Origin of the sequence: Streptomyces alfalfae (assembly GCF_004127445.1) — a bacterium.
In the GTDB taxonomy this organism is placed as follows: Bacteria; Actinomycetota; Actinomycetes; order Streptomycetales; family Streptomycetaceae; genus Streptomyces; species Streptomyces alfalfae.
In genome coordinates this window covers 109840-125145 of record NZ_QEXM01000015.1, presented here as the reverse complement: position 1 = coordinate 125145, position 15306 = coordinate 109840, and the positions used below count along the sequence as shown (strand labels likewise).

At 72.9% G+C, this 15306-nt stretch carries 13 protein-coding genes; 8 read left to right on the top strand and 5 right to left on the bottom strand.

Annotated features, from left to right (window positions below):
- Window positions 1-101 precede the first annotated feature (101 nt).
- Together speB and DCW30_RS05450 are read left to right on the top strand one after the other, a co-directional pair.
- A complete protein-coding gene (gene speB / locus DCW30_RS05455; RefSeq protein ID WP_062778196.1) occupies window positions 102-1103 on the top strand; it encodes an agmatinase in 1002 nt (333 codons plus the stop codon).
- Window positions 1100-2785, top strand: coding sequence for a thiamine pyrophosphate-binding protein (locus DCW30_RS05450; protein WP_076686248.1), 1686 nt, complete (start codon window positions 1100-1102; stop codon window positions 2783-2785). The genes speB and DCW30_RS05450 overlap by 4 nt, the downstream gene beginning before the upstream one ends.
- A gap of 83 nt (window positions 2786-2868) precedes the next feature.
- Here DCW30_RS05450 and DCW30_RS05445 read toward each other — a convergent pair whose 3' ends face one another.
- Both DCW30_RS05445 and DCW30_RS05440 read right to left on the bottom strand, forming a co-directional pair.
- The gene (locus DCW30_RS05445; RefSeq protein WP_076686251.1) at window positions 2869-3090 is read right to left on the bottom strand and encodes a DUF397 domain-containing protein; all 222 of its coding nucleotides are present in this window, start codon (window positions 3088-3090) and stop codon (window positions 2869-2871) included.
- Entirely contained in the window at window positions 3083-3877 is a 795-nt protein-coding gene (locus DCW30_RS05440) for a helix-turn-helix domain-containing protein (RefSeq protein WP_076686253.1), read from the bottom strand. The genes DCW30_RS05445 and DCW30_RS05440 overlap by 8 nt, the downstream gene beginning before the upstream one ends.
- 136 nt (window positions 3878-4013) lie before the next feature.
- Between DCW30_RS05440 and DCW30_RS36575 the strand changes: the two genes are divergently transcribed.
- The 6 genes from DCW30_RS36575 (at window position 4014) to DCW30_RS05415 (ending at window position 11494) form a co-directional block, all read left to right on the top strand.
- Window positions 4014-4169 carry a hypothetical protein gene (locus DCW30_RS36575; protein WP_162933586.1) on the top strand — a complete coding sequence of 52 codons (156 nt, stop codon included), beginning with the start codon at window positions 4014-4016 and terminating at the stop codon, window positions 4167-4169.
- On the top strand, window positions 4166-4507 hold the full coding sequence (locus tag DCW30_RS05435) for a hypothetical protein (protein WP_076686255.1): 342 nt from the start codon (window positions 4166-4168) through the stop codon (window positions 4505-4507). Before DCW30_RS36575 ends, DCW30_RS05435 begins: the two co-directional genes overlap by 4 nt.
- Before the next feature lie 123 nt (window positions 4508-4630).
- On the top strand, window positions 4631-5515 hold the full coding sequence (locus tag DCW30_RS05430) for a serine hydrolase (protein ID WP_076689310.1): 885 nt from the start codon (window positions 4631-4633) through the stop codon (window positions 5513-5515).
- 103 nt (window positions 5516-5618) lie between these two features.
- Complete coding sequence (locus DCW30_RS05425) at window positions 5619-9359, top strand: ABC transporter ATP-binding protein (RefSeq protein WP_079250134.1); 3741 nt, start codon at window positions 5619-5621, stop codon at window positions 9357-9359.
- 108 nt (window positions 9360-9467) lie between these two features.
- Entirely contained in the window at window positions 9468-9875 is a 408-nt protein-coding gene (locus DCW30_RS05420; RefSeq protein WP_062778209.1) for a hypothetical protein, read from the top strand.
- 176 nt (window positions 9876-10051) lie between these two features.
- Entirely contained in the window at window positions 10052-11494 is a 1443-nt protein-coding gene (locus tag DCW30_RS05415; protein WP_076686258.1) for an alpha/beta hydrolase family protein, read from the top strand.
- On the opposite strand, the gene DCW30_RS05410 is transcribed toward DCW30_RS05415, so the two are convergent.
- The 3 genes from DCW30_RS05410 to DCW30_RS05400 form a co-directional block, all read right to left on the bottom strand.
- Complete coding sequence (locus tag DCW30_RS05410) at window positions 11466-12128, bottom strand: hypothetical protein (protein ID WP_237283435.1); 663 nt, start codon at window positions 12126-12128, stop codon at window positions 11466-11468. The genes DCW30_RS05415 and DCW30_RS05410 overlap by 29 nt on opposite strands.
- Before the next feature lie 114 nt (window positions 12129-12242).
- Window positions 12243-14012: a glycoside hydrolase family 3 protein gene (locus DCW30_RS05405; protein ID WP_079250405.1), complete on the bottom strand. Its 1770-nt coding sequence runs from the start codon at window positions 14010-14012 to the stop codon at window positions 12243-12245.
- Window positions 14013-14368: 356 nt separating this feature from the next.
- Window positions 14369-15265 carry a LysR family transcriptional regulator gene (locus DCW30_RS05400; protein ID WP_076686261.1) on the bottom strand — a complete coding sequence of 299 codons (897 nt, stop codon included), beginning with the start codon at window positions 15263-15265 and terminating at the stop codon, window positions 14369-14371.
- Between the last annotated feature and the right edge of the window lie 41 nt (window positions 15266-15306).

Below are 15306 nucleotides of genomic sequence, written 5' to 3'. Positions count from 1 at the left end.
CCCGATGCCCGACCCGGCGCCGGCCCGATGCCGGACCCGATTGTCAGTGGGCCGCGCGACACTTGAAACGCAGTACTCGCACCAGCAGGAGGAAACCGACCATGAGCAGCGCCGAGACCCCGACGACCCCCCGCGGACCCGTCGACTCGTCCCGCATCCCCCGGTACGCGGGTCCGGCGACGTACGCGCGGCTGCCCCGCCTCGACGAGGTCGGCGGCAAGACGGACGTCGCGGTGGTCGGCGTGCCCTTCGACACCGGCGTCTCCTACCGCCCGGGAGCCCGCTTCGGCGGCAACGCGATCCGCGAGGCCTCCCGCCTCCTGCGTCCCTACAACCCCGCGCAGGACGCCTCGCCCTTCGCGCTCGCCCAGGTCGCCGACGCGGGTGACATAGCCGCCAACCCGTTCAACATCAACGAAGCGGTGGAGACGATCGAGGCCGCCGCCGACGACCTGCTCGGTTCCGGCGCCCGCATGATGACCCTCGGCGGCGACCACACCATCGCCCTGCCGCTGCTCCGCTCGGTCGCCAAGAAGCACGGTCCGGTCGCCCTGCTGCACTTCGACGCCCACCTGGACACCTGGGACACCTACTTCGGCGCGGAGTACACGCACGGCACGCCGTTCCGCAGGGCCGTCGAGGAGGGCATCCTCGACACCGAGGCGCTCTCCCACGTCGGCACCCGCGGCCCGCTGTACGGCAAGCAGGACCTCACCGACGACGAGAAGATGGGCTTCGGCATCGTCACCTCGGCGGACATCTACCGCCGCGGCGCCGACGAGGTCGCCGACCAGCTCCGCCAGCGCATCGGCGACCGCCCGCTGTACATCTCGATCGACATCGACTGCCTCGACCCGGCCCACGCCCCCGGCACCGGCACCCCCGAGGCCGGCGGCATGACCTCCCGCGAGCTCCTGGAGATCCTGCGCGGCCTGGCCTCCTGCAACCTCGTCTCCGCCGACGTCGTGGAGGTCGCCCCGGCCTACGACCACGCGGAGATCACCGCGGTCGCCGCCTCCCACACGGCGTACGAACTGACGACGATCATGTCCCGCCAGATCGCCGAGGCCCGCGTGCCCCGTCAGGCGGTGAGCGAGCGGTGAGCCACGACCACGACGCAGTCCTCCGGCCCACGGCCGCCCAGACCGAGGCCGCGCTGAACCCGCCCCCGGGGCGCAACGGCGGCGACCTCGTCGTGGAGACCCTGTCCGGGCTCGGCGCGACCACCGTCTTCGGACTGCCGGGCCAGCACGCGCTCGGCATGTTCGACGCCCTGCGCCGCTCCTCGCTGTCGTACGTGGGGCTGCGCGTCGAGAACAACACGGGGTTCGCGGCGGACGCGTACGGCAGGATCACCGGTGAGGTGGCCCCGCTGCTGCTCTCCACCGGGCCCGGCGCGCTCATGTCGCTGGCCGCGCTCCAGGAGGCGGCGGCGGGCTCCTCGCCCGTGCTGGCGATCGGCAGCCAGGTCCCGGTGGCGGGGCTCGGCGGCGGACGCCACGGGTACCTCCACGAGCTGCGCGACCAGCAGGCGTCCTTCCGGGACGTCGTGAAGTCCGTCCACACGGTCCGGACGCCCTCGCAGATCCCCTCCGCGATCGCGGCGGCCTGGGAGTCGGCGCTGACGGCACCGCACGGCCCGGTCTGGGTGGAGATCCCGCAGGACGTGCTGCTCGCCCCGACGTCGCTGCCGGTGGTCACCGCCATGGACGCCACGCCCGACGAGGTCGTGCCGCGCCCCGAGCTGACCGCCGTCGCCGCCGACCTGCTGTCCCGGGCCGAGCGCCCGGCGATCATCGCGGGCGGCGGCGTCGTGCGCGCGGACGCCTCCGGCAAGCTCCTCGCCCTGGCGGAGCTGGTGGACGCCCCCGTGATCACGACGTTCGGCGGCAAGGGCGCCTTCCCCTGGGAGCATCCGCTGTCCCTCCAGTCCTGGCTGGAGGACCGCCACATGACGGACTTCCTGGAGGACGCGGACGTCCTGCTGGTGGTCGGCTCCGGGCTCGGCGAACTGTCGTCGAACTACCACACGTTCACGCCGCGCGGCCGGGTCGTCCAGATCGAGGCCGACGCGGGCAAGCTGGAGTCCAACCACCCGGCGCTCGGCATCCACGCGGACGCGCGGCTCGCGCTCTCCGCGCTCCTGGAGACGATCGAGGCGCCGAGGGAGGACCCCCGGGCGCCCGAGCGGGTCACGACGGTCCTGGCGAAGGTCCGCGAGCGGATCGCGGCACAGGACCTCACGCTGGAGCAGGAGGTCCTGGCCTCCGTCCGGGCGGCCCTGCCCGACGCGTCGCCCTCCTTCTGGGACATGACGATCCTCGCCTACTGGGCCTGGTCCGCCTTCGACGCGCGGCGCCCGAACACCATGCACTCGGCGCAGGGCGCGGGCGGCCTGGGCTACGGCTTCCCCGCCGCCCTCGGCGCGGCGATCGCCGACCCCTCCCACCCGGTCCTGGCGGTCTCGGGCGACGGCGGCGCGATGTACTCGATAGCCGAGCTGGCCACGGCCAGGCAGTACGACCTGCCGGTGACCTGGCTGATCGTCGACGACGGGGGCTACGGCATCCTGCGGGAGTACATGTCGGACGCGTTCGGCGAGGCGACGGCGACGGAACTGACGCGGCCCGACTTCGTCGCCCTCGCGGAGTCCTTCGGGGTCCCGGGCGTACGGTCATCGCCGGAGACGCTGCGGGCCGACCTGGCGAAGGCCTTGGCCGAGCCGGGCCCGTCGGTGGTGGTGCTCCCGGCGGTCCTGCGGATGTTCGAGCCGACGCATCTCTGAGGGGCGGGCTGCGGAAGAGTTCCGGTGACACCCCGGTTTTTACGGCGTGTCACCGGAGCTTTCTTGCCACGTCCGGGCGCGGCTCACGGGGCCAGGCGTCCGGCCTTCAGCGCCGTGACGAATGCCGACCAGTCCGGGGACGGGAAGAGCAGGGCCGGGCCGTTGGGGGTTTTGGAGTCGCGGACGGGGACGCCTGTCGGGTGGCCGTCCTGGACCTCGACGCAGCTGCCGGCTTGGTCGTTGCTGTAGGAGGACTTCCGCCAGCCGGTCAGCGCTGCCGCGTTCGGGATGGTTCGCTCAGTCATGGTCTAGGTATCCCTTTGCTGTTGCCCGGAGAAGAGTCAATGTCTCGCTACGGGGGAGCGCGTTGGCCAATGCGAAATCGTAGCGGTGTTGCAGTTCCTGGACTACGGACGGGCTGTCGTGAATCCTCCCCATGTATAGGCCCTCCCCGTACGCCATAGGCGGTTGGTCCTCGAACCACATCAGCGTGAGCATGTTGTTCAAGAGAGGGTGGAGCCCCAACGTGAACGGCACCACGTGCACCTGGATGCGACGGCTTTCGGCGAGGCATACGAGATGGTCGATCTGCTCCGCCATCACGCGGGGGCCACCAACGACCCGGTGCAGCACCGCCTCATCAAGCAGCACCCACACTACGGGCGTCACCGGGTCCGCGAGGATCTTCGCGCGCTCCAGGCGTGTGACAAGGCGCCTGTCACATTCCTCTTCACTCACAGGAGGGAACGACGTGCCCAGAACCGCACGCGCGTACCCCTCCGTCTGGAGGATGCCGGGGACGAACGACAGGGCGAACTCCCTGATCATCGTCGCCTGTTGTTCGAGTTGCAGCGCCGACTGGAAGTACTCCGCCACCGCCGTATCGTCATCCGGCAGAAAGCTGCTCAGTACGTTCCCCGTGTTCAGCGCCTTGTCCAGGCGTCGCGCGTCCTCCTTGGAGGGGAGCCGGCGGCCCGCCTCGATGTGCGCGATGTGCGAACGCGTCATGACGGTCGCCGTGGCCAGCTCCTGCTGCGTCAGGCCCGCCGCCTCACGTTGGGCCCGCAACCAGTCCCCATAGATGTTGCTCATCGTCAACTCCCGTGTGACAGATGCCTTGGCACATCCGACCCTCTGGCGAGCCTAGACCGGCCTGTCGCACTGTGTGAGCGCATCGCTACGCAGCGGTGTCTGTGCGTAGCTCCCCGCCACAACCGGAGTTGACGCCATGCCGCACCCCCTGCGCCGCCGTCCCATCGAGCCGCTGCCGCGGCTGCCGTGGCCCGCCGCCGGGCGGCACCGGCTGTCCGAGGGAGCGCGCCGCCCCGTGCCCCGCAGGCCGTTCCCGCACGTCACCACCCGCGGTGTCGAGGTGGTCGCGTGATCCACCACAGCCACGACACGGGGGCGGCCACCCGGCCCCGGCTTCTTCCCTGGTCCACCTCCGACGGCCGCCCCTGTTACCTCGTCGGTGACGGAACCGGTCACGTCTCCCGCGTCGCCGACCGCGTCGAATCCGTCCAGCTCGGCATGGCCGACCAGATCCTCGCGCACGCCGGTGACCTGGCTGGTGACCCGACGGCCACCGCGCCGCAGCTCCGCTACCTGGCCGCTCGCCTCGCCGAGTCGCTGCGGGATGTGAGTCGTATCGCACGCAGCCGAGGGGACCGTCTCCCCGGGGCCCGGAACGGCGGCGATTTCGGGGAGGAGCGCGAGGCGTAGCCGGTGGAGGCCGTTTTCTGGCAGGGGCGCCTTTCGGATAGCGTCCACGGACCCCCAAGGGAACGGGAACCATCCATGACTCACCCGGCATCCGGGATAGCCGGGCGCGCCCGCGTGCTCTCGATGTCCAGGCGCGCCCGCGTGCTCTCCGCGAGCCTCGCCGCGGCCGTCCTCGTGCCGTTCGGTGCGGTCACGGCCGCCGCCCCCGCCGCGGCCGTCGCCGCACCGAAGGTGACCTGCACCTCCGCCCGGGCCGGGCTCGCCCCCGAGCTGAGGAAACACATCACCGCCGCGCTCAAGAACCGCAAGGGCACCGTGGCGGTCGGGTTCCACGACCGGACCACGCACACCGCCTGCTCCCTGCGCGGGCACAGCTCGTTCGACTCGGCCAGCGTCGTCAAGGTGACCGTCCTCGCCGCGCTCCTGTGGGACGCCCAGAAGTCCGGGCGGGCACTGTCGGCCCGGGAGAAGAGCCTCGCCACCGCCATGATCACCAAGTCCGACAACGCGGCCACCAGCACCCTGTGGCGGCAGCTCGGCGGTGCGGCCGGGGTGAAGGGTTTCCTGCGGGCCGCCGGGATGAGCGGCACCGTGCCCGGCGCCGGCGGCTCCTGGGGGCTCACCCGTATCAACGCCACGGACGAGCAGCGGCTCCTCGCCCTGGTCACCGGCGAGAACACCGTGCTGACCGGCCCCTCCCGCTCGTACGTTCTGGAACTGATGGGCGAGGTCGTCCCCGCGCAGCGCTGGGGCACCCCCGCAGGCGCGCCGTCCGGCGTCTCGAAGCACGTCAAGAACGGCTGGCTCAAGCGGTCGACGCACGGCTGGCGCGTGCACAGCATCGGCGCGTTCCACGGCGGCGGCCACGACTACACGCTGTCCGTGCTCACCCACGGCAACACGACCATGGACTACGGCGTCGCCACGATCCAGGGCGTGGCCCGAGTCATCCACAAGGACCTGGCGTCCGCAGCACGGCGGCACGTCCCCGCGAGCCACGGAAGCTGACCGAAAGCCCGCGCCTTTCCGCCCCCACTTCGTTGCGGCGGGATGAAATCCGCCGCCCGCCGCGTTGGGCCTCTCGGCAGGTCAGGTCTACGGGAGGCAGCACGTGACGGAGGAACGGGGCGGCGTGGGCGGTCCGGGGGCGAAGAGCTGGGCCAGGAGGCTCACCGGGTACGCGTGGCGGTACCCGAAGGACGTCGTGCTCGCGCTCGGCTCCTCGCTCGCCGGCATGGCCGTGATGGCCCTCGTACCGCTGATCACCAAGGTGATCATCGACGACGTCATCGGGCAGGACGGCCAGGGCGGCGGCAGGTCCATGGGACCGTGGGCGGGGGCGCTCATCGGTGCCGCCGTCCTCGTCTACATAGCCACCTACATCCGCCGCTACTACGGCGGACGGCTCGCCCTCGACGTCCAGCACGACCTGCGCACCGAGATGTACGGGACGATCACGAAGCTCGACGGGCGGCGGCAGGACGAGCTGTCCACCGGGCAGGTCGTCGGCCGCGCCACCAGCGACCTCCAGCTCATCCAGGGCCTGCTCTTCATGCTGCCGATGACCATCGGCAACATCCTGCTCTTCGTGATCTCCCTCGTGATCATGGCGTGGCTCTCCCTGCCGCTCACCCTCGTCGCCCTCGCCGTCGCCCCCGCCCTCTGGTTCATCGCCCGCCGCTCCCGCTCCCGCCTGCACCCCGCCACCTGGTACGCGCAGGCCCAGGCCGCCGCCGTCGCCGGAGTGGTCGACGGCTCCGTCAGCGGCGTACGCGTGGTGAAGGGTTTCGGGCAGGAGGAGCAGGAGACCGGAAAGCTGCGGGAGGTCGGGCGCAAGCTCTTCGCGGGACGGCTGCGGACCATCAAGCTGAACTCGCGCTACACCCCCGCCCTCCAGGCCGTGCCCATGCTCGGGCAGGTCGCCATGCTGGCCCTCGGCGGCTGGCTCGCCGTGCGCGGGGAGATCACGCTCGGCACGTTCGTCGCCTTCTCCACCTACCTCGCGCAGCTCGTCGGACCCGTGCGGATGCTCGCCATGGTCCTCACCGTCGGCCAGCAGGCCCGCGCGGGCGTCGAGCGCGTCCTCGAACTGATCGACACCGAGCCGAGCATGAGCGACGGCGCCAAGGAGCTGCCCGCCGACGCGCCCGCCACCGTGGAGTTCGACGAGGTCGGCTTCGCCTACGAGGACGACAGGCCCGTCCTCGACGGGCTGTCCTTCGAGATCGCCCCCGGCGAGACCCTCGCCGTCGTCGGCTCCTCCGGCAGCGGCAAATCGACCGTCTCGCTGCTGCTGCCGCGCTTCTACGACGTGACGCACGGCGCCGTCCTCATCGGCGGCCACGACGTGCGCGAGCTGACCCTGGACTCCCTGCGCGCCGCCATCGGGCTCGTGCCCGAGGACTCCTTCCTCTTCTCCGACACCGTCGGCGCCAACATCGCCTACGGCCACCCCGGGGCCACCCGCGAGCAGATCGAGGCCGCGGCGCGGGCCGCCCAGGCCGACGGGTTCATCTCCGAGCTGCCCGAGGGCTACGACACCAAGGTCGGCGAGCAGGGGCTCACGCTCTCCGGCGGCCAGCGCCAGCGCATCGCGCTCGCCCGCGCCATCCTCACCGACCCCCGCCTCCTCGTCCTGGACGACGCCACCTCCGCCGTCGACGCCCGCGTCGAACACGAGATCCACGAGGCCCTGCGCGGCGTCATGGCCGGGCGCACCACCCTCCTCATAGCCCACCGCCGCTCCACCCTGAACCTCGCCGACCGCATCGCCGTCCTCGACGGCGGACGCCTCGCCGACATCGGCACCCACGAGGAGCTGGAGGAGCGCTCGCCCCTCTACCGGCGCCTGCTCACCGACCCCGACGAGCTGGGCGGCGTCTCGCCCGGCCACGCGCTCCCCGTCGACGTGCCCGAGGACACCTCCCTACGCGCCGAGCTGGACGCCGAGTTCGACGCCGAGCGCGGCATCACCCCCGCCCTGTGGACCGGCGACCGGGAGCCCAAGGACACCGCGCTGTCCGGGATGCCGTCCACGCCCGAGCTGCTCGCCCAGGTCGACGCGCTGCCCCCGGCCGACGACAAGCCCGGCATCGACGAGGCGCGGGCCGTCACCCCCGAGGAGTCCTACGGGCTGCGCAGGCTGCTCGCCGGGTTCGGCCTCCCCCTGCTGTTCAGCCTGCTGCTCGTCGCCGTCGACGCGGGCATGGGGCTGCTGCTGCCCGTCCTGATCCGGCACGGCATCGACGAGGGCGTCAACCAGCTCGCGCTGGGCGCCGTCTGGGCCGCCTCCGGCCTGGCGCTGGCCGCCGTCGCCGTGCAGTGGACGGCGCAGACCGGCGAGATGCGGATGACGGGGCGCACCGGCGAGCGGGTCCTGTACTCGCTGCGGCTGAAGATCTTCGCGCAGCTCCAGCGCCTCGGGCTCGACTACTACGAGCGGGAGCTGACCGGGCGCATCATGACCCGGATGACCACGGACGTGGACGCGCTGTCCACGTTCCTGCAGACCGGGCTCGTCACCGCGTTCGTCTCCGTCGTCACCTTCTTCGGCATCATGGTCGCCCTGCTCGTCATCGACGTGGAGCTCGCCCTCGTCGTCTTCGCGACGCTGCCGCTGCTCGTCGTCGGCACGTACTTCTTCCGCAAGTCCAGCGTGAAGGCGTACGAACTGGCGCGCGAGCGGGTCTCCGTCGTCAACGCCGACCTCCAGGAGTCCGTGGCGGGGCTGCGCATCGTGCAGGCCTTCCGGCGCGAGCGCTCCGGCGCCGAGCGGTTCGCGGAGAACAGCGACAGCTACCGCCAGGCCCGCATCCGGGGCCAGTGGCTGATCTCGGTGTACTTCCCGTTCGTGCAGTTCCTGTCGTCCGTCGCCGTCGTCGCCGTCCTGGTCGTGGGCGCGGGCCGGGTGGAGGCGGGCACGCTGACGACCGGCGCGCTCGTCGCCTACCTGCTCTACATCGACCTGTTCTTCGCGCCCGTGCAGCAGCTCTCCCAGGTCTTCGACGGGTACCAGCAGGCCACCGTCTCGCTCGGCCGCATCCAGGAGCTGCTCCAGGAGCCGACCTCGACCCGGGCCGCCGACGAACCCGCGGAGGTGAGCGCCCTGCGCGGCGACATCGCCTTCGAGGACGTGCGCTTCGCCTACACCGGCGAGGAGGAGGCCCTGAGCGACGTGAACCTGCGGATACCCGCCGGCCAGACCGTCGCGTTCGTCGGCGAGACCGGCGCGGGCAAGTCCACGCTGGTCAAGCTGGTCGCCCGGTTCTACGACCCGACGGGCGGTCGGGTCACGGTCGACGGCGCCGACCTGCGCTCCCTCGACCTCACCTCGTACCGCCACCGCCTCGGCGTCGTCCCGCAGGAGGCCTACCTCTTCGCGGGCACGGTCCGCGACGCCATCGCCTACGGGCGTCCCGACGCCACCGACGCCCAGGTCGAGGCCGCCGCCCGCGCGGTCGGCGCGCACGAGATGATCGCCACCCTGGACGGCGGCTACCTCCACGAGGTCACCGAGCGCGGACGCAACCTCTCCGCCGGGCAGCGGCAGCTCATCGCGCTCGCCCGCGCCGAGCTCGTCGACCCCGACATCCTGCTCCTCGACGAGGCGACCGCCGCGCTCGACCTCGCCACGGAGGCGCAGGTCAACCAGGCCACCGACCGCATCGCCGGCAAGCGCACCACCCTGGTCGTCGCCCACCGCCTCACCACGGCCGCCCGCGCGGACCGCGTCGTCGTGATGGACCACGGACGCGTCGCGGAGGACGGCACGCACGAGGAACTGCTCGCGCTCGACGGGCGGTACGCGCGGCTGTGGCGCACGTTCGTGGGGGAGCCGGTGGAGGCGGCCTGAGCGGGCCGGGGGGCGGGCCGAGAAAAGCCGGGGGAAGCCGCAACCGCGGGACGGTGGGCTGCGTCCGTACATCAGTACGTTGATGCCGCAGTGGCGGGAGGGAACACCGTGAGCAGTGGTCGCGGCCGGGGTCACATACGCCGGCGGCTGACGCTCGGCGCAGCCGGGCTCGCCGCCTCGCTCCTGCTGGCCCTCGTGGGTCCCGGCGCGGGGCCGGCGCACGCCGTCTCCGGCGTCTGCGCGGGGCACAAGGTGCGGGTCCTGCCCTTCAGCAAGGGCCGGGTCGAGGTCTTCAAGACCCGCGGCTACGTCTGTGTCGTACTGATCGCCAAGCGTCCCGGCGTCCGCAAGAGCATGTCCGTGAGCGTGCAGGCGCGCGGCAGCCGTGCCGTGCGGGACAAGGGGCGCTTCACCCACCGCGCTGGCCCGGTGACGGTCCACGCGGGGCACCGCTGCGTGCGCGTGACGGGGAAGATCAGCGGGCGGGGCGTCACCTCGGGGTGGATTCTCTGCTGACCGCGCCGCGTCCGCTCCTGACGCACCTGACGCACCTGACACATCCGACCCACCTGAGACCTTTGACGCACCTGTCGCATCCTCCGCGGCGCGTGAGCCGCGCCTGACGGCCTCTGGTGCGGGCCCAGTCGCTCCGTTAGGTTCCGGGGCACTGCTGTGTCGACAGGGGAGGGTGCATGCGCAAGGCGCTCAGATGGCTGGTGTCACTCGTCGTGCTGATAGGCACGGTGGGCGCGGCCGGAGCGACGTCCGGGGCGGCCACCGCCGCCGACCGGACCACCACCGGCGAGCGGCCCACCACCGCCGAACCGGACATCAAGGACCGACTGCTCGCCATACCCGGCATGAGCCTCATCGAGGAGAAGCCGTACCCCGGCTACCGCTTCTTCGTCCTGAACTACACCCAGCCGGTGGACCACCGCCGCCCCTCCAAGGGCACGTTCAAGCAGCGCCTGACGGTCCTGCACAAGGACACCGGCCGCCCCACGGTCTACTACACCAGCGGCTACAGCGTCTCCACGAACCCCAGCCGCCGTGAGCCCACGCAGATCGTCGACGGCAACCAGATCTCCATGGAGTACCGCTTCTTCTCGCCCTCGCGCCCCGACCCGGCCGACTGGTCCAAGCTCGACATCTGGCAGGCCGCCACCGACCAGCACCGCGTCTACCGGGCGCTGAAGCCGATCTACGGCAAGAAGTGGCTGGCCACGGGCATCTCCAAGGGCGGCATGACGGCGACGTACTACGAGCGCTTCTACCCCCGCGACATGGCCGGCGTCGTCTCCTACGTCGCGCCCAACGACGTGGTGGACAAGGAGGACTCGGCGTACGACGCGTTCCTGGCGAACGTCGGCACCGAGGAGTGCCGCGAGCGCATCCAGGCCGTGCAGCGCGAGGCGCTGGAGCGCAGGGAGCCGCTGTCGAAGAAGCTCGCGGCCCTCGCCGCCGCGGAGAACCGCACCTTCAGGACCGTCGGCTCCCTGGACAAGGCCTTCGAGGCGGTCGTCCTCGACCTGACGTGGGGCTTCTGGCAGTACCAGCCGGCGGCGACCGCCTGCGGCGAGATCCCGGACGCCGCCACCGTGTCCGACCAGGACCTCTTCGACTACGTCGACGCCGTGGGCGGCTGGTCCTCCTACACCGACCAGGGCCTGGAACCGTACACGCCGTACTACTACCAGGCGGGCACGGAACTCGGCTCGCCCACCATCAGCCAGCCCTGGCTCGGCGACTTGAGCCGCTACGGCTACCAGCCGCCGCGGAACTTCGTGCCCCGTGACATCCCGATGACGTTCCGGCCGGGCGCGATGCGGGACGTCGACCGCTGGGTGCGGCATCACGCGCACCGGATGATGTACGTCTACGGCGAGTACGACCCGTACGGCGCCGAGCGGTTCCGTCCCGCGCGGGGCGCCAAGCACGACTCGTACGTCTTCACGGCCCCCGGCGCGAACCACGGGGCGACGGTCGCGCAGCTCGTCCCGGCCCAGAAGGCGAAGGCCACGCAGCGGATCAAGGCGTGGGCGGGTGTCTCGACCGCCACGTCGAAGCCGCTGGCCGAGTACGACGCGCGGCTCGACCGCGGGGACGTCAAGAAGGAGATGACGTTGCGGCCCTGACCGGCTCGGCGCATCCGACGGGCCGGGACCCGCCGAGGGTGACGTACAGCGCGGTCGCGGGACCGCACCGGGCACGGCTCCGCACCGCCGAGGCCACCCGGTACTCGGGGGTGCGCTCGCCGCTGCCGTCGCAGGCGGTCTCCCGGACCTCGCGCCGCCCCGCGGAGTAGACGCAGTCACCCACGACGGTCCTGGGACCGCCGCCGCCCCCGGGGTCACCGGGGTGCGGCGGTTCGAGGTTGCGCATGCAGGCGTGGCCCCGGGGCACCGCCCCGTCGCCGTCCTCGTCCTTGGCGGGCCTGCTCTCGCTGATGTGCAGCACGAAGTCGGTGCGCGCCGGACAGGAGGGGCCCTGCCCCGCCTCGCCGTGGTGCCGCGCGAGCACGCGCGCCGCCGCCCGCTCGCTGGTGCACGGCACCTCCGAGAACCCCGTGCGCCCCCGGGAACTGCACTCGTCGACGGCGAGGAACACCTCGCCGTGGCCCGAGGGGCGCGAGGCCACCGACGTGCGGGCGTCCGAGCCCTCCGCCCCGCCGGACGCCTGGCAGCCCGTCAGCAGGGCCGCCGCCGCGGCGAGCAGCAGCGCGCAGCGCGTCCCCATGGCCGCGCGCGGCTCGGCGTGGCAGGCAAGCATGGCGTTCCCCCCGATACGTGCGCTCCAGCGTGACGCGGGGGAGCGGGGGCGGGCCAGGCGTGGAGGGGGCTTTGCGGCGATCGGCGGTGCGGCGCCCGCGGACCGGCGTAGGCGTCAGTACGTCAGCCCGTGGCCGACCGGGTACAGCACCTGCGCCGGGTCGTCCGCCCGCCGCACCGGCACCGGAAGCCGCCCGCGCGGCGTGACGCGGCCCGCGATCACCCGGGCGGCGGCGCGCAGTTCGACATCGGTCCAGGAGTACGAGGCGAGCGCCGCGTCGACGTGGGGGAGCCGGGCCACGTCGTAGGGGTTGCGGATCGCGAGGGCGACGACGGGCACGCCGGTCGCCTTGAGCGCGGCCACCAGGGCGGCCTGGCCGTCCGGCGCGCCCGCCTCCCCGGTGGGCAGCGCCGCGAACAGCGCGGCGTTCGCGGCCTGGGTGTGGTCCCGGGCCGTGGCCGCGTGGGTCGCGACGTTGTACGTCGCCACCAGGACCGCGTCCACGCCCTCCGCGGCGGCCACCGCCTTCTCGATCAGCGCCGCGTCCGGCGAGGCGCCCGTCGACAGGGCGGTGGCGGTGAAGCCGAGGCCGGTCAGGGTGTCCGCGAGGACGGACGTGGGCGGGCCCGTCGTGCCCGAGGGCGAACGCGGGTCGGCGCCGACCACCAGGACGTCGCGGTGCGTGCGGGGCGACAGCGGCAGCGTGGCGTCGTCGTTGCTCAGCAGCGTCGTCGTGGCCTCCGCGATGCGGTCGGCCGCCGCCAGGTGCGCGGCGCCGCCCACGGCGGGCTCCGTCTCGGCCATGAGGTCCGGTGCCGCCGTGCCGTCCTCGGTGATGAGGCCGACCCCGGCCTTCATGCGCAGGACGCGCAGCACGGACGCGTCGACGCGGTCCTCGCTCAGCTCGCCGTCGGCGACCGCCTGGAGCACCGCGTCCCACGCGACCTGCGGCTGCGGCGGGTTGAGGAGCTGGTCCACGCCCGCCTTGAGCGCCAGCACCGCCACACGGCCGTCGCCGTACTTCGTCCGCACGCCCCGCATCGCCAGCGAGTCCGTGGCGACCACGCCGTCATAGCCCAGCTCCTCGCGCAGGACGCCCGTCACGATCGGGTGCGAGAGCGTCGCCGGGTCGCCCGACGGGTCGAGGGCGGGCACCACGATGTGGGCCGTCATCACGGAGTCCACGCCCGCGGCGACCGCCGCGCGGAAGGGCGGCGCGTCGTACCTCTCCCACTCCTCACGGGTGTGGTCGATGCGCGGCAGCTCGGTGTGGCTGTCGTCCGTCGTGTCGCCGTGCCCGGGGAAGTGCTTGGCCGCGGTCGCCACGCCCGCGCTCCGGTAGCCCTCGATCTGCGCCGTCACGAAGCCGGCGACCGCCTCCGGGTCGGAGCCGAAGGAGCGGACGCCGATGACTGGGTTGGCCGGGTTGACGTTCACGTCGGCGTCCGGGGCGTGGTCCTGGCGGATGCCGAGGGCGCGCAGCTCGACGCCCGCGATCCGGGCCGCCTCGCGGGCGTGCTCGTGCGAACCGGACGCCCCCAGCGCCATCGCGCCGGGCAGGAGCGTCGCCGGGGCGCCGACGCGGGCCACGGCCCCGTGCTCCTGGTCCACGGAGATCAGTACGGGGATGCCCGAGGGCAGCGCTCGCGCCGCCGCCTGCTGGATGCCCCGGGAGAGGGCGGCGATCTGGTGCGGGGTGCGGGTGTTGTGGGCCCAGCCGAAGTAGATGATGCCGCCGAGGTGGTAGCGCGCGATCAGGGCGGCCGCGTCGTCGACGCCGAGCTCCTTGCGGTTGGTCTCGACGTCCCGCTGGTCGGGGGCGGTGGCCGTGTGCCCGTACACATGCATCACGAAGAGCTGGCCGACCTTCTCCTCCAGGCTCATCTTCGCGATGAGGGCGCGGAGCGTGTGGTCGTCGGGCTGGGGCACGGGCGCTCCTGCGGGCCGAAGGAAACTTTCAGGAGCTACGGATATCCCGAAGATTTCTGCCGGTCAAGGGCCGGCCGGGCGTGAGGGGCCGTCACCGGCGCTGTGTGGAAGGGGGCGCGCCGGTGACGGCGGGCTGCCGGCCGCGGGCGGCGGAGAGGGTGGTCAGCGTTCGCAGCCAGCAGCGATGCCGACACCGCCCTGCGGAGACTCACCGGCAGTGTGCCGGTTGGACGGCCGGGGCCCGGCGCGGGTTCCCGGTTTCCGCGAAGTGGTGCGGGGCGCGCCCTGTCGTGCCCCGGTGCTCCCAGGGGCTACGGGGTCCAGTGGGACCGCAGGGAGTGGACCGTCGCGGTGATGGCGGGCCGGCGTGCGGCCCCGGTGCGCCAGAGCGCGTACAGCCGCCGCACCGGCAGCGGGTCGAGGCGGGCCGTGACCGCCCCTTCCGGCAGCGGTCCGCGGCCGAGGCGGGGGATCAGGGCGATGCCGAGCCCCGCGGCGACGAGGGCCACCAGCGTGGGGTTCTCCTCCGCCGTATGGGCGATGTCGGGCTCGCAGCCCGCCTCCCGGAGCGTCCGCACGAGCCAGTCGTGACAGACGAGCCCCGGCGGCTGCGCGATCCAGCGCTCGCCCCGCAGCTCCTCCCGCCGCACCGCGGGACGGCCCGCGAGCCGGTGCCCGACCGGCACGACGAGGTCGCACAGGTCGTCGCCGATGACGGCCTGCTCCACCCCCGGCGGCGCCGGCAGCGGAGCGATGTCCCAGTCGTGGGCCACCGCCAGGTCGACCGCCCCCTTGGCCACCAGGTCCACGGAGAGATGCGGGTCCACCTCCGACATCCGCGCGTCGAGCGCCGGATGCCGCTCCGCGAGGTCCGCGAGGACCCGCGGCATGAGCCCCCGCGCCGCCGAGGCGAACGCGGCGATGGCCAGCCGCCCCGCGGGCACCCCGCGCCGCTCCTCCAGATCGGTCTCCGCCCGCTCGACGAGGGACATCAACTGCCCCGCCGTCTCGACGAGACGCAGCGCCTCGTCGGTGAGCGCGACCCCCCGGCCGCGCCGTTCGAGGAGCGTGGTCCGCGTCTCCCGCTCCAGCTTCGCGATCTGCTGGGAGACCGCCGACGGGGTGTAGCCGAGCGCGGTGGCCGCCGCGCCCACCGTCCCGTGCACGGAGACGGCGTGCAGCGCGCGCAGCCTGGCGAGATCGAGCATGGGCCCTCCACACATCGGCTCGAACGTCAGCTCTCGCATCG

What these genes read in the sequence shown, in the direction of transcription:
- speB (WP_062778196.1), top strand. Translation starts at nt 102, where the DNA reads ATGAGCAGCGCCGAGACCCCGACGACCCCCCGCGGACCCGTCGACTCG.
- DCW30_RS05445 (WP_076686251.1), bottom strand. Translation starts at nt 3,090, where the DNA reads ATGACTGAGCGAACCATCCCGAACGCGGCAGCGCTGACCGGCTGGCGG.
- DCW30_RS05440 (WP_076686253.1), bottom strand. Translation starts at nt 3,877, where the DNA reads ATGAGCAACATCTATGGGGACTGGTTGCGGGCCCAACGTGAGGCGGCG.
- DCW30_RS36575 (WP_162933586.1), top strand. Translation starts at nt 4,014, where the DNA reads ATGCCGCACCCCCTGCGCCGCCGTCCCATCGAGCCGCTGCCGCGGCTG.
- DCW30_RS05430 (WP_076689310.1), top strand. Translation starts at nt 4,631, where the DNA reads ATGTCCAGGCGCGCCCGCGTGCTCTCCGCGAGCCTCGCCGCGGCCGTC.
- DCW30_RS05415 (WP_076686258.1), top strand. Translation starts at nt 10,052, where the DNA reads ATGCGCAAGGCGCTCAGATGGCTGGTGTCACTCGTCGTGCTGATAGGC.
- DCW30_RS05410 (WP_237283435.1), bottom strand. Translation starts at nt 12,128, where the DNA reads ATGCTTGCCTGCCACGCCGAGCCGCGCGCGGCCATGGGGACGCGCTGC.
- DCW30_RS05405 (WP_079250405.1), bottom strand. Translation starts at nt 14,012, where the DNA reads ATGAGCCTGGAGGAGAAGGTCGGCCAGCTCTTCGTGATGCATGTGTAC.
- DCW30_RS05400 (WP_076686261.1), bottom strand. Translation starts at nt 15,265, where the DNA reads ATGCTCGATCTCGCCAGGCTGCGCGCGCTGCACGCCGTCTCCGTGCAC.